At 66.4% G+C, this 18,037-nt stretch carries 17 protein-coding genes; 8 read left to right on the forward strand and 9 right to left on the reverse strand.

The annotated features are described in order from the left end of the window. Positions 1 to 50 precede the first annotated feature (50 nt). Positions 51 to 1,847, reverse strand: a complete 1,797-nt coding sequence (locus tag LK459_RS09495; protein ID WP_227923653.1) for an HNH endonuclease signature motif containing protein — start codon at positions 1,845 to 1,847, stop codon at positions 51 to 53. A 315-nt stretch (positions 1,848 to 2,162) separates the two neighbouring features. Between LK459_RS09495 and LK459_RS09500 the strand changes: the two genes are divergently transcribed. Then, a complete protein-coding gene (locus LK459_RS09500; RefSeq protein ID WP_227922985.1) occupies positions 2,163 to 2,897 on the forward strand; it encodes a DedA family protein in 735 nt (244 codons plus the stop codon). Here LK459_RS09500 and LK459_RS09505 read toward each other — a convergent pair. Together LK459_RS09505 and LK459_RS09510 are read right to left on the reverse strand one after the other, a co-directional pair. Beyond that, positions 2,781 to 3,767, reverse strand: a complete 987-nt coding sequence (locus LK459_RS09505) for a bile acid:sodium symporter family protein (protein WP_227923655.1) — start codon at positions 3,765 to 3,767, stop codon at positions 2,781 to 2,783. The two genes, LK459_RS09500 and LK459_RS09505, sit on opposite strands and share 117 nt — an antisense overlap. A 6-nt stretch (positions 3,768 to 3,773) precedes the next feature. Continuing rightward, entirely contained in the window at positions 3,774 to 4,319 is a 546-nt protein-coding gene (locus LK459_RS09510) for an SdpI family protein (RefSeq protein ID WP_227922987.1), read from the reverse strand. Positions 4,320 to 4,392: 73 nt separating this feature from the next. On the opposite strand from LK459_RS09510, the gene leuS reads away from it, so the two are divergent. Next, positions 4,393 to 7,314, forward strand: coding sequence for a leucine--tRNA ligase (leuS, locus tag LK459_RS09515; protein ID WP_407648762.1), 2,922 nt, complete (start codon positions 4,393 to 4,395; stop codon positions 7,312 to 7,314). After that, positions 7,311 to 8,180 (forward strand): adenylate/guanylate cyclase domain-containing protein, encoded by an 870-nt coding sequence (locus LK459_RS09520; RefSeq protein ID WP_227922989.1) that lies wholly within the window; start codon positions 7,311 to 7,313, stop codon positions 8,178 to 8,180. Before leuS ends, LK459_RS09520 begins: the two co-directional genes overlap by 4 nt. A 24-nt stretch (positions 8,181 to 8,204) precedes the next feature. On the opposite strand, the gene LK459_RS09525 is transcribed toward LK459_RS09520, so the two are convergent. Next, complete coding sequence (locus LK459_RS09525; RefSeq protein WP_227922991.1) at positions 8,205 to 8,537, reverse strand: TfoX/Sxy family protein; 333 nt, start codon at positions 8,535 to 8,537, stop codon at positions 8,205 to 8,207. A gap of 136 nt (positions 8,538 to 8,673) precedes the next feature. Between LK459_RS09525 and LK459_RS09530 the strand changes: the two genes are divergently transcribed. Next, positions 8,674 to 9,873, forward strand: coding sequence for an acyl-CoA dehydrogenase family protein (locus LK459_RS09530; RefSeq protein WP_007237092.1), 1,200 nt, complete (start codon positions 8,674 to 8,676; stop codon positions 9,871 to 9,873). 29 nt (positions 9,874 to 9,902) lie between these two features. Here the strand turns inward: LK459_RS09530 and LK459_RS09535 are convergent, their stop codons facing one another. Then, on the reverse strand, positions 9,903 to 10,061 hold the full coding sequence (locus LK459_RS09535; RefSeq protein WP_227922993.1) for a hypothetical protein: 159 nt from the start codon (positions 10,059 to 10,061) through the stop codon (positions 9,903 to 9,905). Between the two features lie 158 nt (positions 10,062 to 10,219). On the opposite strand from LK459_RS09535, the gene LK459_RS09540 reads away from it, so the two are divergent. Further along, positions 10,220 to 10,615 carry a nuclear transport factor 2 family protein gene (locus LK459_RS09540; protein WP_007237093.1) on the forward strand — a complete coding sequence of 132 codons (396 nt, stop codon included), beginning with the start codon at positions 10,220 to 10,222 and terminating at the stop codon, positions 10,613 to 10,615. Positions 10,616 to 10,619: 4 nt separating this feature from the next. Here the strand turns inward: LK459_RS09540 and LK459_RS09545 are convergent, their stop codons facing one another. Continuing rightward, entirely contained in the window at positions 10,620 to 11,297 is a 678-nt protein-coding gene (locus LK459_RS09545; RefSeq protein WP_227922995.1) for an SDR family oxidoreductase, read from the reverse strand. Between the two features lie 95 nt (positions 11,298 to 11,392). Here LK459_RS09545 and ggh point away from each other — a divergent pair, with 95 nt between their 5' ends. After that, positions 11,393 to 12,733, forward strand: coding sequence for a glucosylglycerate hydrolase (ggh, locus tag LK459_RS09550; RefSeq protein WP_227922997.1), 1,341 nt, complete (start codon positions 11,393 to 11,395; stop codon positions 12,731 to 12,733). A gap of 113 nt (positions 12,734 to 12,846) precedes the next feature. Here the strand turns inward: ggh and LK459_RS09555 are convergent, their stop codons facing one another. Together LK459_RS09555 and LK459_RS09560 are read right to left on the reverse strand one after the other, a co-directional pair. Continuing rightward, entirely contained in the window at positions 12,847 to 14,133 is a 1,287-nt protein-coding gene (locus tag LK459_RS09555; protein WP_007237096.1) for an MFS transporter, read from the reverse strand. 58 nt (positions 14,134 to 14,191) lie between these two features. Beyond that, positions 14,192 to 14,650: a MarR family winged helix-turn-helix transcriptional regulator gene (locus LK459_RS09560; RefSeq protein WP_007237097.1), complete on the reverse strand. Its 459-nt coding sequence runs from the start codon at positions 14,648 to 14,650 to the stop codon at positions 14,192 to 14,194. A 58-nt stretch (positions 14,651 to 14,708) separates the two neighbouring features. On the opposite strand from LK459_RS09560, the gene LK459_RS09565 reads away from it, so the two are divergent. Further along, positions 14,709 to 14,927, forward strand: coding sequence for a hypothetical protein (locus LK459_RS09565; protein ID WP_007237098.1), 219 nt, complete (start codon positions 14,709 to 14,711; stop codon positions 14,925 to 14,927). 58 nt (positions 14,928 to 14,985) lie between these two features. Further along, the gene (locus LK459_RS09570; protein ID WP_007237099.1) at positions 14,986 to 15,840 is read left to right on the forward strand and encodes a phytanoyl-CoA dioxygenase family protein; all 855 of its coding nucleotides are present in this window, start codon (positions 14,986 to 14,988) and stop codon (positions 15,838 to 15,840) included. A 29-nt stretch (positions 15,841 to 15,869) separates the two neighbouring features. On the opposite strand, the gene LK459_RS09575 is transcribed toward LK459_RS09570, so the two are convergent. Next, positions 15,870 to 17,975, reverse strand: coding sequence for a TPM domain-containing protein (locus LK459_RS09575; RefSeq protein WP_407648763.1), 2,106 nt, complete (start codon positions 17,973 to 17,975; stop codon positions 15,870 to 15,872). Between the last annotated feature and the right edge of the window lie 62 nt (positions 17,976 to 18,037).

An 18,037-nucleotide genomic window follows, 5' to 3' on the forward strand; every position in this document is an offset into this window, starting at 1 on the left:
GGTGGCGGGGTGTGGGGTGGTCCGTGACCCGATGGGGCGGGCCGGGTCTGTCAGGCGGCGTCGGGTAGAGGCGGGCCGACGTTGCCGGGTGGTTCGCCATCGGGCGGTGGGTCGGGGTCGAGTGGTCGGGGTGGGTTCCAGGTGATGTCGACGCGGCGGTCACCCGCGCGCTCGGGTGTGGTGTCGAGCAGTGCGGTCAGGATCTGGTGATCGACGATGCTGATCGAGTAGGGCGTTGGCGGGTTGCCGGGAGTGTCACGCGCGTCGCGCTGATCGGCCGAGGCGGTCACGTCGCCGCGGTCGACGCCCTGCCGCACAGCACCTGCACCATCTGTGCTTGTGCTTGTGCGTGTGTGTCGGCGGCGTCGGTCTGCCAGGTGGGTGATGGTGCCGGTGGCGGCCGACGTTTCGGCGCGTGTGGTGGCGAGGTGGTCACGGAAATCGGCGGCCACATCCGCGGCCCGGTTGACGTGTTCGGGGTTGGGCGGCATACCGGGGGCGGCGTTCAACCGCCACGCCACCCGCCCGGTATCGGGGCCGTCGGTGATGATGCGGGTCGTGAACTGACCAGGGCGCGAACCCACCCGTGAATTGTGCATGTCGCACGCCGGTGCCAACTGGTCGATATCGGTGCACCCACCAGCAGCCCAGTCCTTGGCGGCGTGATGCATCGCCACCCGCGACGCCGGCTGGGTACAGCCGGGTGCTGAACACACGCCGCCGCCCTCGGCAGCGAACAACGCCAACCGCTGCCCTGGCGAAGCGAGTCGTTTCGACCGGCCCAGATATAGCGGGACGGTGGTGTGCTCGGCGAATACCGCCAGATACGGTTGCACCCCGCTCGCCGACCGGGTGGCCATCGAGATCAGATCCGGTATTGGCAACAGGGTCCCGGATGCGGTCTGTGCCACCCCGGCCTGTGCCTCCAACTCGGCCAGCGTGGTTTTCACGATCACCTGGATCGGCAACCCGCGGTGGGTGCCGCCGAGCATGCCTGACTCCACCACCCGCGCCAGCAACGCGGAAAACGCATCATGGTTGCGTTGCGCTTGCGACCGCTGATCACGCGCGGCTGCCTCGGCGACCTGTTCGGCGTTCGCCGCGGTGACCGGCCCGACAGGCGAGTCGGCGTCGTCGGGATTGTTCATGCCGGGTTTCGCCCAGGCGTCCAACACCACATCCAGGCGGGCGCGGGTCGCCGGATCAAGATCGGCCGTCAACCGTGACATCAGATCCGCACCCTGCCGGTTCACCCACAACCGGCGACGCCGTTGACGGTCGGTGTCATCAGTGACCGTCCCATCCGGATCCAGATGCGCCATCAATCGAGTGCCGAGATTGGTGATCTCTTTCGGCGTGAAGTCGAGACCATAGCCAGCCATCTGCGCCTCAGCCGCCGCCCGCACATCAGCAGCAATCTGATGCGGGATCTGATCCAACACCTCCAGCACCGCCCGCGCGCGGGCCGGCGCGATCTGACCATCAACCCAATACCGTGCCAACGTCGGACATGCCGGTTCCCGCACCTCACCCACAATCGAGGTGAACGAGCCGGTCGCGGTGATGATCTGCGAGCGGATTGCCGGATCACCCACCCCCAACCGGTCCGCCAGAAACCCGCGGACATCCCGGTACCCCAACGCGTGTGGCAGATTCCGATCCGACGCCTCCACCACCAGCCGGTCAGTCACCGCTGCAGCCGTCCGCCGCGCCAACCGCTCGGCCACCGCGGCCGCTTCCACCACACCGGCATCCGACAGCTGCGACACATCACAGCCGGCCAACTCCTCAACCACCGACGCCAACCGCGACAACACATCCGCCACCCGAGCATCCACCGACCCCACCACCGCAGAACCCAACCCAGCAGCATCCAACAACGAAGGCGCGCACCCGGTTTCAGATCCAGTGTCACCAGGTGCCGGGTCGTCACGACGGACACCACCCCGACCATCGGCCCCGCCGCCATGATCACTGTTCACGCTCTGTCACCCCCGCCTGTCATCTCCACCACTACCACCTGGATCGAATATGTGTTCTACACTAGCCGACCCCACCGACAAGTTCGGGCGGCATCTCGCGGAGACATCGGCGAGCTCGGCACCGAGACGACCGGGTCTCCTCTGCGGCGTGGAATCCCGGGCTGAACTAACCTCGGGCAGGTGCATTCCATCGCCGACTGGCTGATCGATTTGATCAGATCGGTCCCGGTGTGGGCGGTCTATCTCATTGCCGGTGGCGTCGTGTTCTCAGAGACCGCGGTCGTCTTCGCGGGGCTGATCATGCCCAGTGAGGCGTTGCTGTTGGCGTCAGGGGTGGCGGCAGCTGTCGGCGACACCAACATCGGCGTCTTGATCGTGGTGGCGTGCGTGTGCGCGATCGCAGGCGATGCGGTCGGCTTCTCGTTCGGACGAATCGGCGGACCGCGCCTCATGGAATCGTCGCTCGGGCGGCGATTCGGCGAGCAGCGGTGGGAACAGACCCGCATCCGCCTCGACGAGTCGGGCATGGTGATGGTCGCGGCGAGTCGCTGGGTGGGGTATGTCCGCACGCTGATGCCCCGGGTCGCGGGAATGAGCGGGATGCGGTTCGCGAAGTTCGGTGTCGCCGACATCGTCGGAGCGGTCAGCTGGGTGACTGCGGTGCTGCTCGTCGGCTACTTCGCGGGCGCTGTTCTCGGCGCGACGATCCTGCTCTACGTGGTGATCGCGCTGGTCTGCTGTGCGGTGATCTACGTGCTCGTCATGTTCTACGTTCGGCGGCGACGCGTCGCGCAGGCGTCAGGCGGCGTCGACGGCGTCGTGGGTGCGACTGTAGCGGGTGGCCAGCCAGGAACAGAGGATGAGCTGGATCTGATGAAAGATCATGAGCGGCAACACGATCAGCCCGACCACTGAACCGCCGAACAACACCGTGGCCATCGGCAGTCCCGTGGCGAGACTCTTCTTGGTGCCACAGAATTGGATCGCGACGGCGTCGGCGCGGTTGAAGCCGAGACGTCGGGAGCTCCACCAGGTGAGTGTGAGCATCACGATCACGAGCACGGCGGCGATGACCGCTACCGCGACGACCTGCCACGCACTCACGATCGACCAGATCCCGTTGCGCACGCCTTCGCTGAACGCTGCGTAGACGACGAGCACGATCGACGCCCGGTCGACCAACTTCGTCGGCTCGGCGTACCGCTTGAGAAATGGCGTCACCAGCGGCCTGCAGAGCTGGCCCACGATGAAGGGAACCAGGACCTGCAGCAGGATCTCCACCACCGACGACGCGGTGATGTGTACCCCGTTGGTTCCGCTCATCAGTGCAACAACGAGCAGCGGCGTCAGCACCACACCGATCAGATTCGACGCCGAGGCGCTGACGATCGCTCCCGGTACGTTGCCGCGGGCGATCGAGGTGAAGGCGATCGATGACTGGACCGTCGACGGCACCAGGGTCAGGTACAACAGGCCGGTGTAGAGGTCGTGGCCGATCAGTGGTTCGACGACCGGCCGTAGCGCCAGCCCGATGAGCGGAAACACCAGGAAGGTGAACGCGAGGATGGTCAGGTGCAGACGCCAGTGCGCAAGCCCGTTGAGTGCCTCCCGCGGGTGCAGTCGCGCGCCGTACAGGAAGAACAAGAAGCCGATGGCGATCGTGACCACCCAGTCGAGCACGTCGGCGAACGTCCCGCGTGCGGGGAAGATCGCCGCCACGAGCACCGCTGCGAGTATCGCGAGGATGAACCCGTCGATCGGGGAGCGGGCAAGAAGGTTGCGCAGCACGTCCTAGCTGGTCGGCGCGCGACGGTCGGAGTGTGCGGAGGTGTCGTCGGTGCTGCACATGCCGCGCAGCGTGCACGACGCGCAGCTGTCGGTGCCGCAGTCGGCGGCCGGATCCGAACCCGATTCCGCAGGCGTAGGGGCTTCGTGCGAGTGGTCGGAAGCGCCGTGATCAGACGAGCAGCAATTGCAGCCGGCGTCGTCGGCGGGTGCCACGGCGTCGGCTGCCCGCACGGCATAGCCGCTGACCGCGCCGACCAGCAGAATGCCCGCCAGGAGTGCGATCAGCCCGAACACCACAGACCACGCACTGTCGACGGCCAGTGTCAGTGCGCCACCGGCGATCAAGATGACCGCGGCGCCGAGTGTTCCGGGCGCCGCGATGCGGTTCGCCAGTGCGAATGCCTCGGGTGAAGCCATCGTCGAGTCGGTGCGAACCCCGAAGTAACGGTTGCGTGGGAGACGGCCGACCAGGCCGGTCGCTCCCACGATCAGCCACACCAGGGCCAACGCACAGACGCATACCGAGACCACGATCGACACCACATGCACCCGACCACCATACTTTTCCCGTCCACCCGACGTCGATTTCAGGGCAGCCGAAGCCACGATTTACCCTGGTGAGGTGAGCACCGCCGACATCTCCACCCCCGAGGGCGCCGCCAATCCGGCGAGCACCGACCCAGCTTCCGCGACGCCGGGGCACCGCTACACCGCTCGACTCGCGGGCGAGATCGAGGAGCGCTGGCAGCGCGAGTGGACGCAGCGCCGCGCCTTCGAGGCGCCCAACCCGGTCGGACCGCTCGCCGGCGACATGAGCGCCTTCGACGGCAGCGGGCCCGACGCTCCCGACAAGCTGTTCGTCCAGGACATGTTCCCGTATCCGTCCGGATCGGGACTGCACGTCGGGCACCCGCTCGGGTTCATCGCCAGCGACGTCTTCGCGCGGTTCCAGCGCATGACGGGCGCCAACGTGCTGCACACGATGGGTTTCGACTCGTTCGGTCTTCCGGCTGAGCAGTACGCGGTGCAGACCGGTACCCATCCACGTACCACCACCGAGGCCAACATCGAGCGCTACCTCGGCCAGATCCGACGCCTCGGCCTCGGACACGACGAGCGTCGTCGTATCGCGACGACCGACGTCTCGTTCTACCGATGGACACAGTGGATCTTCCTGCAGATCTACAACGCCTGGTACGACGACGAGGCGGGCAAGGCGCGTCGTATCGACGAGCTGATCGCCGAGTTCGACAGCGGCACACGCACACTCGCCGACGGTCGGGTATGGGCCGACCTGTCCGCGACAGAGAAGTCCGACGTCGTCGACTCGTATCGTCTTGTCTACCTCAGTGATTCGTTGGTCAACTGGGCGCCCGGTCTGGGCACGGTGCTGGCCAACGAGGAGGTCACCGCCGACGGTCGCAGCGACCGCGGCAACTTCCCGGTGTTCCGCAAGCACCTGCGGCAGTGGATGATGCGCATCACCGCCTACTCCGACCGCCTGCTCGACGACCTCGAGTTGCTGGACTGGCCGGAGAAGGTCAAGACCATGCAGCGCAACTGGATCGGACGTTCTCGCGGCGCGCAGGTGCAGTTCCCCGTGCCGGGAGTCCCGGCGCAGGCCGACGGCGATGCGGTCATCGAGGTCTTCACAACCCGACCCGACACCCTCTTCGGCGCCACCTACATGGTGCTCGCCCCGGAGCACCCATTGGTCGACGCTCTCACCGCCGACGCCTGGCCCGACGGTGTCGACACGCGCTGGACGTACTCCGCGGACTCGCCCGCAGCGGCAATCGAGAACTACCGCGCGTCGATCGCCGCGAAGTCGGATCTCGAGCGCCAGGAGAACAAGGAGAAGACAGGCGTCTTCACCGGCTCGTACGCGACGAATCCGGTGAACGGAGAACAGGTTCCGGTGTTCGTCGCGGACTACGTCCTGATGGGCTACGGCACCGGCGCGATCATGGCCGTGCCCGCCCACGACTCGCGCGACTACGAGTTCGCCACGGTCTTCGGACTGCCGATCGTGGAGGTCATCGGATCCGAACAGGGCGTCGCAGAGCAGGCCTACGTCGGTGACGGCCCGCTGGTGAACTCAGGCTTCCTCGACGGCAAGAACGTCGAGGACGCGAAGGCCGCCATCGTCGAATGGCTCGAGAACCAGGGCAAGGGCAAGGGCACCGTACAGTACAAGCTCCGCGACTGGCTGTTTGCGCGACAGCGGTACTGGGGTGAGCCGTTCCCGATTGTCTACGACGAGGACGGTCGCGCACACGCACTGCCGGAATCGATGCTGCCGGTAGAGCTTCCGGAGGTCGAGGACTACGCACCCGTCGCGTTCGATCCCGACGACGCCGACAGCGAACCCAGCCCGCCGCTGGCGAAGGCAACCGACTGGATCAACGTCGAACTCGATCTCGGTGACGGACCCAAGATGTACAAGCGGGACGCGAACGTCATGCCGCAGTGGGCCGGAAGCTCGTGGTATCAGTTGCGCTACATCGACCCGACGAACGAAGAAGAGTTCTGCGCCAAGGAGAACGAGGCCTATTGGATGGGTCCGCGGCCGGAGCTGCACGGACTCAGCGATCCCGGCGGACTCGACCTCTACATCGGCGGAGTCGAGCATGCCGTGCTGCACCTGCTGTACTCACGTTTCTGGCACAAGGTGCTCTTCGACCTCGGGTACGTCACAAGTAGCGAGCCGTACCGAAAGCTGTTCAACCAGGGCATGATCCAGGCGTATGCGTTCACCGATTCGCGCGGGATCTACGTGCCCGCTGACGAGGTGACCGAACTCGACGGCGAGTTCTTCTACAACGGCGAGAAGGTCACCCAGGAGTACGGCAAGATGGGCAAGTCGCTGAAGAACTCGGTGACACCCGACGACATCGCCGCCGAGTACGGCGCGGATACGCTGCGGCTCTACGAGATGTTCATGGGTCCGCTCGATCAGTCGAGGCCGTGGGCGACGAAGGACGTCGTCGGCCTCCAGCGATTCCTGCAACGCGTGTGGCGCCTCGTCGTCGACGAGGAATCAGGCGAGGTGCGGGTTGCCGACATCGATCCCGACGACGAGACACTTCGCCTGTTGCACAAGACGATTGCCGAGGTTCGCGAGGACTACAACGGTCTTCGAGACAACATCGCCGTCGCCGCACTGACCAAACTGACGAGCCATCTGACGAAGCGCTATCCCGACGGCGCTCCCCGTGACACGGTAGAGCAGGTCGTGCTCATGTTGGCGCCGCTGGCACCGCATATCTCCGAGGAGTTGTGGTCACGTCTCGGGCATGACGAGCTGCTGGTACGCGGACCGTTCCCCGTCGCCGATGAGCGGTATCTCGTCGACGACACCATCGAAATCCCGATCCAGGTCAAGGGCAAGGTGCGCAGCCGCATCACCGTCCCCGCCGACGCCGACGAAGCGACCATTCGCGGAGCAGCACTCGACGACGACAAGGTCGTCGCGCTGCTCGACGGCCAACCGCCGCGCAAGGTGATCGTCGTACCCGGACGGATGGTGAACATCGTTCCGTGATCGCCGATGATGGCGCGACGCCCGGTGGTGGCTCGAAAGACGATGAGTCCCGCGACGGTGCACCCGCTGACAACAACCCGCGCGACGACGTGCGCGGGCAGTCGGGACCGGCCCGTGTCGGAGAGTTCCTCAGTCGCGCCGACCGCACGCCGTCGCTCATCCGGGCCGCACAGCTGCCAAGGAAGCTGACGCCCGAAACGGTTCCCGAGCTCGATCTCTCGCGCCCCACCCGACTGTCGGACCGCATGGAGCGGCTGCTGACCGGCGCCGACCGGTCGCCGAGCGCCTCGCGTGAGCTCGCCCTCACGGTGGTGAAGGTGTGGCAGGCCCTCGTCGACCGCAGATCTGCGAACAGCCCGCACACCGGCGACGTGACGGTCGTGTTCACCGATCTCGTCGGATTCTCGTCGTGGGCGCTACGTGCCGGTGACGACAGCGTGCTGTCGCTGATCGGTGAGGTGAATCGCGTGAGCAGCGAGATCGTGGCCGCGCACCGGGGTCGGATCGTCAAGTCGCTCGGCGACGGCGTCATGGCAGTGTTCCCCGACGCGGGTGATGCCATTCTCGCCGCATTCGAACTGTGCGGCGCCGTCAGCGCGATCACCCACGATGACTACCGTGCGCAGCTGCGCGCCGGAGTGCACACCGGAACTCCGCGTCAGGTCGGTGACGACTACCTCGGCGTCGACGTGAATATCGCGGCACGCGTCGCCGATGCCGCCGGAACCGGCGAGGTGCTCGCCACCAGTGATGCCCTGCAGTCGGCAGAAGGCCTCCAATTGCTCAGCCGAAAGCGACGCTTCAAGGCGAAGGGCACGCCCCGCGACCTCGAAGTGTTCGCAGTAGTGCCGCTTCTCGACGAATGAGCGGGCCGTCAGAGGTAGAGCTCGTCACTTCGGCGGCAGCGATCGTGCGTACCCGACACCCAGGCTGACCCACTTCTCGAGCTGACGCTTGGTGCGGATGCCCTCGGCCGAGACCCGCAACCAGCCACGCGTCTCCCGGCCCGACATGACCACCGGAGCGGTGTGCGCCGCGCTCAAGTAGGCGTCGGTCTCGTCCGGCGGCACGCGCACCATCAGTCCACCGTACCCGCTCGCCGCAACAGCCATGTTGCCGTCGACCAAGAACGCGAGACCGCCGAACATCGCCTTCTCTCCGACGCCGCTCTCACCAGACAGCAACTCGCGGATGCGGTGGGCGAGGTCGTCGTCGTAGACCATGTGGCCAGCGTAAACGGTCTCCAGGCTGCACGGAGCGGTACTGCTGACCGACGACTGACCGACGACGCCCCGCGGGACCGGCACGCGGTTACGGTGGGGGCTGGAAATCGATCTTACCGCGCAGTAAGATACCGGCATGGCAATCAACCTCGAGCTCCCCCAGAAGCTCGCCCCGGTCACCGAGCAGGCGCACCTCGCCGCCGAGCACATCTTCCGGCCCATCTCGCGCACGTACGACAAGGCCGAGCACACCTACCCGCAGGAGCTCGACGAGCTGGGCAAGCTCGCTCGCGAGGCCACGCGAAAGGGCCGCGAATCCGACGCCGCAGACAAGTCGTCGGCAAAGAAGTCCGACGTCGTCAACGGCGGCAACATGCGGGCTGTGCTGCACGGCGTCGAAATGGGCTGGGGCGACGTCGCGCTCATGCTGTCGATCCCGTACCAAGGTCTGGGTAACGCAGCGATCGCCGCGGTCGCCAACCCTGAGCAGCTCGAGAAGTTCAAGGACGTCTGGGCGTCGATGGCCATCACAGAGCCGAGCTTCGGCTCCGATTCGGCTGCGGTCAGTACCACCGCGACGCTCGACGGCGACGACTACGTCATCAACGGAGAGAAGATCTTCGTGACCGCTGGGTCACGCGCCGACCACGTCGTCGTCTGGGCGACGGTCGACAAGTCTGCCGGTCGCGCGGCCATCAAGAGCTTCGTGGTGCCGATGACCACCGAGGGCGTCTCGGTGGTGCGTCTCGAGCACAAGCTCGGTATCCGTGCCTCCGACACCGCGGTTCTCCGCTTCGAGGACGCACGTGTCCCCGCCGAGAATCTGCTCGGCTCACCGGAAGTCGACACCAAGAAGGCCTTCGCCGGCGTGATGCAGACCTTCGACAACACCCGTCCGCTCGTCGCGGCCATGGCGATCGGACTCGGCCGGGCTGCGCTCGAGGAGCTGCGCACTGTCATCGAGGGTGCGGGCCTCGAGATCGACTACGATCAGCCCGCAGCCAACCAGGCTGCCGCCGTGCACGACTTCATCCGCCTCGAATCCGATTGGGAGGCTTCGTGGTTGCTGGCCATCCGCGCCGCATGGATGGCCGACAACAAGCAGCCGAACTCCACCGAGGCGTCGATGTCCAAGGCCAAGGCCGGGCGTATGGTCACCGAGTTGACCAACAAGGCTGTCGAGATCGGCGGAACCGTGGGCTATTCGGAGGTAGGCCTACTCGAGAAGTGGGCCCGCGACTCCAAGATCCTTGACATCTTCGAGGGCACACAGCAGATCCAACAGCTGATCATCGCGCGCCGCGTGCTCGGCAAGTCGAGCAGCGAGCTGAAGTAGGTTCCGCCGCAGGGCTCGACGCCGATTGCTCAGCGCAGCAGACCGCGTCGAGGGTTCTCGCCACGTAACGACGATGCGCGGCAGAGGAATCCGCGGATCAGCATGGCCTCGTGGTCGGTCAGGACACCGATATCGGCATTGGCTGCCCACTGCTCGAGGTCGCCAGCGTCTCTTCCCGTGAAGTCCATTGTGGGGGCGGACCCATCTGACCGCGGACGGGCAAGACCGGGGTGTCGGTTTCAGCGATGAATGTCGAGGCCGGAGGAATCGCGAACGCCACCATCTACGAGCGGGTCGACTGATACTTTGTCTCCAAGTAGAACACGTTCTAGAATCGGAGACGTAGATGACCGTCGAGCAGGACCAGACCGAGCTGTCGAGCAGGATCGACGCCACCGTGCAGGCGTACATCGACCTGCTCACCAATGGGACCGCCGAGCAGATCGCCGATCTCTTTGCGGCAGACGCCACCGTCGAGGACCCGATCGGTGCCGACATCCGCGACACCCGCGAGCAACTCGTCGAGTTCTACGGGATCATCACCGGGATGGACGAGCACGTCGCGACCCTGAACTGGAAGAAGATCGCCGGTGACACCGCGGTCTTCGAGTTCACGCTGGTCACCGGTACCGCCGACATGCGTTTCGAGATCACGCCGATCGACATCATGGTCTTCGACGCCGACGGCAAGATCTCCTCGATGCGCGCGGTGTGGGAGCCCAGCGACCTCAAGCAGCTGTAGGAGGTCATGCCCGACCGGTCGGGCGCAGCACAATCTCTGTCGGGTGGGCGTCTGCCGGCGTCTGGATCGCCGTGACCACCGCGCCCGCCACGGTCGAGGGCGTCAAGAACTTCGACCCGTCGTAGTCGTCGCCCTCGATCGCGACCAACTCGCGTTGCATGTCGGTGTCGATGCGGCCGGGGAACACTGACGTCACACGCAGTGACGGCTCCTCACCGCGTAACGCGTCAGCGAGGGCGCGCAACCCGAACTTGCTCGCCGCGTAGGCGCCCCACCCGGGATTGGCGCGCATTCCGGCGCCGGAGTTGATGAACACCACGTGACCCCGCGCTGCGCGCAGTGCGGGCAGCAGCGTGCGTGTCACCTCCGCGGCGGCCACCAGGTTGACCTCGAGCACGTGCCGCCACTCGTCGGCAGTCGTCTCCGCGACGGGGGACAGCGTCGAACCGACACCCGCGCTGTGCACGAGAACATCCAACGACCCGATCGCTGCCGCTGCGGAGGCCACCGCGTCGTGGTCGGTGAGTTCGACGGCGAAGGTCGTCGCATCGAGCTCTGCGGCAAGTGCATCGAGCGTGTCCGACGGCCTGCCGCCCAGTACGAGAGAGTGCGTCGGTGCGAGCTGTCGGGCGATGGCGGCGCCGAGGCCGCGGCTGGCGCCGGTGATCAATGCGGTTGGCATGATTTCAACCGTACGGCTGCCGACACCGTCGGCTCGAGTGTCGCAGCCCGCGACCTCGCGCGGCGAGGACAGACCAGGCAGTGCAGAATCAACGCGTGGCCAGGTACGGATTCACCCCAACGCAGTTGTCGGCACGAGCCGCGTATCTGCTCCGCGGAAACGATCTGGGCACGATGACGAGCGCGGCACCCCGTCTGTACCCGCACATGTGGAGTTGGGATGCGGCGTTCGTGACCGTCGGTCTGGCGCCGTTGAGTGTCGAGCGTGCGGTCATCGAGATGGACACGCTGCTTTCCGCGCAGTGGTCGAATGGCATGATCCCGCACATCGTCTTCGCCAATGGACGCGACGGATACTTTCCCGGCCCGGGACGCTGGGAGTGTGCGCGCCTGGCCGAGTGCGCTCCCGACTACCCCGAGACCTCCGGCATCACACAGCCGCCCGTGCATGCGATCGCAGTGCAACGCATCCTGGATCACTCTCGGCGACATGGCCGTTCGACGCGAGCAGTCGCCAACGAGTTCATCGATCGACGCTGGGGCGCCCTCGTGCGGTGGCACCGGTGGCTCGCGCATGCCCGCGATCCGCTCGGGCGCGGCCGCATCACCATCTACCACGGCTGGGAATCGGGTATGGACAACTCACCGCGGTGGGACGGCCCGTACTCGCGTGTGGTCCCCGGTGAGGATCTGCCGCCCTACACCCGCGCCGACCTCGAACACGTCGCCGACCTGTCGATGCGACCGACCGATCTCGAATACGACCGCTACATCTGGCTCGTCGAGGAGATGAAACGCGCCCACTACGACGACGCCGTGCTGCCCAAGGTCATGGACTTCATGGTCGAGGACGTCTTCGTCAGCGCGATCTTCTCCGTCGCATGCGATGTGCTCGCGACGATCGGGGAGGACTACTCCAAGCCGCGTTCGGACGTCCGTGATCTGCGTGCCTGGTCTGACCGTTTCAAGGCCGGTGTCGTCGCGGCGGCGAACGATCGCAACGGCGCTGCGCGTGACTACGACCTCCGGGCCGGGCAGTGGATCAACTCCGAGAGCATCGCGGTATTCGCGCCGCTGCTGAGCGGCGGACTCTCGCGCGATCGCGAACGGGCACTTCTCCGACTCTTCGACGGCCCGCGGTTCTGCGGCCACCCGGACCTGAGGTTCACCGTTCCCCCGTCGACGTCGCCGATCTCAGCGGACTTCCGTCCGCGCGAGTACTGGCGAGGCCCCGTCTGGCCGGTGATGACGTGGCTGTTCAGTTGGGCCTTCGCACGTCGCGGCTGGACCGAACGCTCGGCGCGACTGCGCGAGGAGGGTCTTCGCCAGGCGACCGACGGCGCGTTCGCCGAGTACTACGAGCCGTTCACCGGCGAGGCGTTGGGCAGTATGCAACAGAGCTGGACCGCGGCAAGCGTCCTCGACTGGCTCGACTGAGAATCGACCTCCTCCGGAGGACACCCGTACCGCAGATACGACAATGCCCGCCGATCCAAGTGGATCGACGGGCACTGCGGATTCGGGAGCGCTGTCAGTTCGGGGAGGTGGACTCAGAATTCCTCGGCGCCGACCAGGGCGGCGTCCTCGTCGACGTGGTGCGACTCGGCCTTCTTCGACTTCACGAATCCGACGGCGATCACAGCGACGGCGCAGTAGCCGACGGCGAACCAGAACGGGGCGGAGGGGGCGAACCACTCTGCGAGGTAGGCCACGAGCACAGCCGACGCCGCGCCACCCATCCAGCGCAGGAAGCTGTAACCGGCACTGGCCACCGACCGTGGCTTGTTCGGGTCGGCCGACGACATCGCGACACCGGTGAACAGCGTGTTCAGGATGCCCGACGGCAGGCCGGAGAGCACGATCGCCAGGCCGGTCAGCCAGACCTGGTCGGTGGCGACACCGACGGCAGCGAGAGCCATCACGATGCCGTAGCCGGCGATGGCGGTCATCACGCCGCCACGTTGGCCGATCTTCTCGGCGAGTTTCGGCCCGACGAACACACCCGACAGAGCAGTCAACAGGCCCCATCCGAAGAACACGATGCCCGCGGGAATGGGCTTGAGTCCCATGGCAAGTGGTGCATAGGCGATGACGGTGAACAGTGCGCCGGTGTAGAAGGCCGAGCCGATCGAGGTCAACAGCAGCGTGCGGTTACGCAGCGCCTTGAGCGGATCGACGATGCTGACCGACACGCGTTCGCTGCGCGGACCGTCGGAGGGGAGCATGAACGCACACAGAACGGCACCGATGAGCATCAGAACCGCGGTACCGGCAAACGGTGCACGCCAGGTCCATGCGCCGAGCAGCGCGCCGAGCAGCGGTCCGACCGCCAGACCGACGCCGAGCGCGGCCTCGTACAACAGGATCGCGCCGTGCTGACCGCCCTTGGCAGCACCGACGATGAAGGCCAGCGCCGTTGCCATGAACAGCGCGTTGCCCAGACCCCAGAAGACGCGCATGGCGATCAGGTGGTCGATGTTGCCCGCGAAGGTGGAGATCCCGGCGGCGAGCACGATCAGCACGAGCCCGACGGTCAGGGTGCGCTTCGGGCCGTACCGGTAGGCGGCCCACCCGGTGATGAGCATCGCGATCACCTGGACGCCGAGGTACACGGCGAACAGCAGCGTCAGTTTCGACGGCGGCGCGTTCAATTCCTCACGAATGGTGTTGAGGATCGGATCGACCAGACCGATACCCATGAAGGCGATGACGGCTGCGAATGCCGTCACCCACACAGCACGTGGCTGGCCTTTGAAGGCCTCGGCGAGTGAGTGGTGTTCCTCTTCTGCCGGCAGCGTCGGCTTCTCTGTTGTGTGCTTCTCCGTTGTGGTTGTCACGTCTACCTCGTGTTCATTTCGAGTAGTGGTTGATACGAATGTCGTCGAGCGAGAACGGCTACTTTTCCCCGGCGAGGGATGTGGTCCCCTCGAGTTCGGCGTGCAGCGCCCGCAAGGCGGGGGCTGCCGCTGCCAGTCGGTCGCGGTCGTCGTCGGAGAGTCGTTCGAGTGCGGCGGCAAGAGCGTCCTCGCGTTGCCCGCGAACCCGCTCGAGAACCTCGTGCCCGTGCTCGGTCAGCGCAACCAACACGGCGCGACGGTCCTCCGGATCGGGAGCGCGGACGACGAGCCCGTTCTTGCACAGGCCGTCGACGAGTGCGGTGGCCGTGGGCATTCGGATGGACTCGCGCTCGGCGAGTTCACCCATCCGCATCGGCTCGTGGTCGACGATCGTGGCCAGTGCCGACGCCTGAGCAGCGGTGTACTCGGGGATCGGGGTGTGCCGACGCAGTGCCAGGTAGAGCCGCGTCACGGATGGGCGGAGCGCTCTGGCGATGTCTGCGGTCTTCTCGGTCACGTTTAGTAAGTCTAATACTTAGGCTTATGAAATAAAAGCGAGAAGGTAGCCTGATCGTGTGACTCGTGACACGAAGAAGTCCTCGAAGCTCTCACCGGCCAAGCGGGTGGCTGTCAGCGTCGCCGCCGTGGCCCAGTTCGCGCTGCAGGGCTACGCGCTACGTGATCTCAAGAAGCGTCAGCCCGATCATGTCCGCGGTCCCAAGAAGCTCTGGGCTGCAGCGAGTTTCATCAACTTCGTCGGACCGATCGCTTATCTGGCGGTCGGGCGGAAGTAGTCACCGAACGATCTGCTTGCCGCGCGGTCGCGGTGCACCGCAACTACACTCACCGCGCATGGCCGTCCCGACATCGCCCGAGCCCGGCGTCTTCGCACCCGATGACGTCAGCGGACTCGCAGACTTCTACCGTGCCAACGGCTTCGCGACGATCCGCGGACTACTCGACGAGTCGTCGACCATCGCCATCGAGCAGGAGTGCGTCGACGCCCAGCAGCGCGTGGTCGCGGGAGAGCTCCCCGAGCGTCACGGGTCGACGGTCTTCCTCGACGACGTCGCCAAGGCAGAGAGGTTCGCCAACTACGTCGAGTTCGTCAACGAGCTGTCGCCCGCACTGCGCGCCACCCTTGCCGATGCGCGTCTCCTGGCGGCGGTCCGCGCGGTGATCGGCGACAGCGCGTGGCTGCGGGAGAGCAACGGTTTCGGTGTCGTCTACCAGGACGCACGTCCGGGACGGGAGTCCGGCTACTCACGAATCGGCTGGCACTCCGATTGGCAGGCCAGTCCCAGTATGGACATCTGGCCGTCGACGGCCTTCACGATCCACATCGACGCCACATCACCCGCCAACGGGTTCCTGCGCGTGGTACCCGGCAGCCACCTGTGGGCAACACCTGCACCGTACCGGAACGTCAACAACGTCGACGTTCCTGACACCGCGCAGCCTGCGCGTGGTTGGACCGACACCCCGCCTCCATTCGAGATGCCGCTCGGCTTCGAGAAGGTACCTGGCGAGATCGGTGTGTACCTCGAGCGCGGCGACATCCTGCTGCACGACGCCTACCTCTGGCATTCCGCCGCACGGGCAACCGACGATGACACCACGCGCCGACATGTGCGGGGTGGCTTCTTCGCTGGGAGCAAGCCGGCGATCGGCACGCCCGACGAGTTCGTCAAGAACGCCGCGCGCTGAGGGGAGCTGGTCGCCCGAATCCTCCCCGCTCAGAACCGCCCGCCGACGCCGATGCGCCCCGAACTCGACGATCCGCCGAACGAGCCGGGACTGCGCCCGCCGCCGCTGGTGTATCCGCCACCCCCGAAGCCCCCACCGAAACCACCGCCGTAGCCCCCGCCGCGCATCGATCCGCGCAGGAAGCTGTCGACGAGAATTCCACCGAGCACTGCGCCCGCCGCCGAGCCGCCACCCGAGCGCGGCTGCTGACTCTGCTGCCAGCTCACCACATCGCCCTGGGCCGCCATGAGGGCCTGGTCGGCCAGCGAGCCTGCTCGACGTGCCGCGTCCGTGGCGCCGGTCGGATCGCTCTGCGCTGTCGTGTTGGCCGTCTCGAGCAGCCGCTGCGCCTCGGCGAGACGCGTACGCGCAGTGGAGCCGATGGCTCCGCGTCGGGTCGCCACGAAGTCCGACGCCGCCGTGACCTTGGCCTGAGCGTTGGTCAGTGCGGCGGTGAGCACTTCGGTACGACGCTGACGCTGCGCCGACGTATCGCGTGCCGCGTCGAGAGCGCGATCGAGGTCGGCGTCGGCGTCCACGAGTGCGGTGAACGCGCCGAGTAGGTCGCCGTGTTCTCGAGACGCCGCATCGTCGTCGCCTTCCGAGCCCGGCGTACCAGCCGCTTCCGACTTGGCGCGGGCGAGCGCCGTGGTGGCCGACGCCACCGCGGTCGCCAACGCCGATCCACCGTCGAGAGACAATCCGGCGGCCTCCCGCAGTTCGCCCTCCACTTCTGCGATCAGTGCCGGCAACTGCGTATGGGCGGCGGTGATGTTCGCGTCGGCGTTGTCGATCGCGTCGAGCAGTTTGTCGGCCTGTGCGATCGCCCCCTCGGCCGAGCGGATGGCGGCAACCGCCGCACCCTGCTCGCCGACGGGGCGCGCGATCGCCGCACGGCCCTGGTCGGCGCTGCTCTCGGCGAATCCGATCTCCTGGGCTGCGAGATCGACGTTGTGCTCGATCGAGCTGAGGGTGGGAGCACCGTACTTCTGCGTGAGCGACGCCAACCGGGTCGCGGCACCTTCGAGTCGGGCACGCAACGCCACAAGCTGTTGCGTGATCTGCTCGAAGCGACTGTCAGCGTTGATCAACAGGTTGCGCATCTCGTCGAACGCCGACACCTGCTCGTCGAGTGCGGCGTCGACGTCGGTGCAGGTGGTGATGATCTGCACCAGCATCGAGCGCTGCTCGTCCGGGGTCTCGGGGATGTCGTCGTCGAGTCGCTGTCGAAGTGAGAAGGAGGTCGCGAGTCCACGTTTCGCGGCGTCGAGTGCTTGCGTGAACGGTGCGGTCTGTGCCGGACCGAACTCGTCGACGGCCAGTCGGAGCTCCTCCTCACTGGTGCGGATCGCGTTGTCGGTGTCGGTGAGCACTTCCCGTGACCACGGCTCGAGAACCTCGATCGGTTGTGACAGCAGTTCGTCGCCGGTCAATTCCTGCCCGCGGACGGTCTCGAGTTGGGACTCGAACTTCTGCTTTCGGCGACGTCGTGAGTACAGGTAGGCGCCGCCCCCGCCGACGACGACCACGCCACCGACGACGCCCGCGGTGATCGCCCCTGCGTGTGACGGTGTCAGCGCCGAGCCGAGGCCGTTCGCGGCACCCACTGCCGCACCAGCCCAATCCGACCGTTTGAGTGCAGGCACGATGTCGTCCTGCGCGATCGAGTCGAGAGTGGACCGATCGAGTCCGTCGACCGAGTCGGGCGCGTCGAACCGGTAGGCGCGGTCGTCGGTGGCGACGGCGAGCAGGACGTCGTGCTCGCCGAGGTCGCTCATCTGCACGGTCTGGCTGCCCCACTGTTCACTGCTCATGCCGTTGAACGTCTTGACGTAGACAACCCACAGCTGCACGCCGTGGTCGCTGAAGAGCGTCTCGGCCGCTTGCTGGACGCGGTCGCGATCCGACGTCGAGAGCGCATCGGCTGGGTCGTTCACCTGGGCGGGTAGCCGCATGGGTGCTTCGGCACGAGCGGTGGCGGTCAGCGACGTCGCGGCGAGGCCGAACATCAGCAGAGCACCGACGATGAGCACGCGGACAAGGCGGGTCACCGTGTTCGGTTGGCTGTTCTTTCCAGATGCGGACCGTCTGAGCATGACATCAAATCTAGGCGGTCGGTCACCATCCGCGGACCGCTGCCACACGCCGGGCACCGACG

Source organism: Gordonia otitidis, assembly GCF_020735545.1.
In the GTDB taxonomy this organism is placed as follows: domain Bacteria; phylum Actinomycetota; class Actinomycetes; order Mycobacteriales; family Mycobacteriaceae; genus Gordonia; species Gordonia otitidis.

Excerpts from the sequence above, each read along its gene's own strand:
- LK459_RS09525 (WP_227922991.1), bottom strand. The coding sequence starts at position 8,537 with ATGGTCTACGACGACGACCTCGCCCACCGCATCCGCGAGTTGCTGTCT.
- LK459_RS09530 (WP_007237092.1), top strand. The coding sequence starts at position 8,674 with ATGGCAATCAACCTCGAGCTCCCCCAGAAGCTCGCCCCGGTCACCGAG.
- LK459_RS09535 (WP_227922993.1), bottom strand. The coding sequence starts at position 10,061 with ATGGACTTCACGGGAAGAGACGCTGGCGACCTCGAGCAGTGGGCAGCC.
- LK459_RS09540 (WP_007237093.1), top strand. The coding sequence starts at position 10,220 with ATGACCGTCGAGCAGGACCAGACCGAGCTGTCGAGCAGGATCGACGCC.
- LK459_RS09545 (WP_227922995.1), bottom strand. The coding sequence starts at position 11,297 with ATGCCAACCGCATTGATCACCGGCGCCAGCCGCGGCCTCGGCGCCGCC.
- LK459_RS09570 (WP_007237099.1), top strand. The coding sequence starts at position 14,986 with ATGGCCGTCCCGACATCGCCCGAGCCCGGCGTCTTCGCACCCGATGAC.
- LK459_RS09575 (WP_407648763.1), bottom strand. The coding sequence starts at position 17,975 with ATGCTCAGACGGTCCGCATCTGGAAAGAACAGCCAACCGAACACGGTG.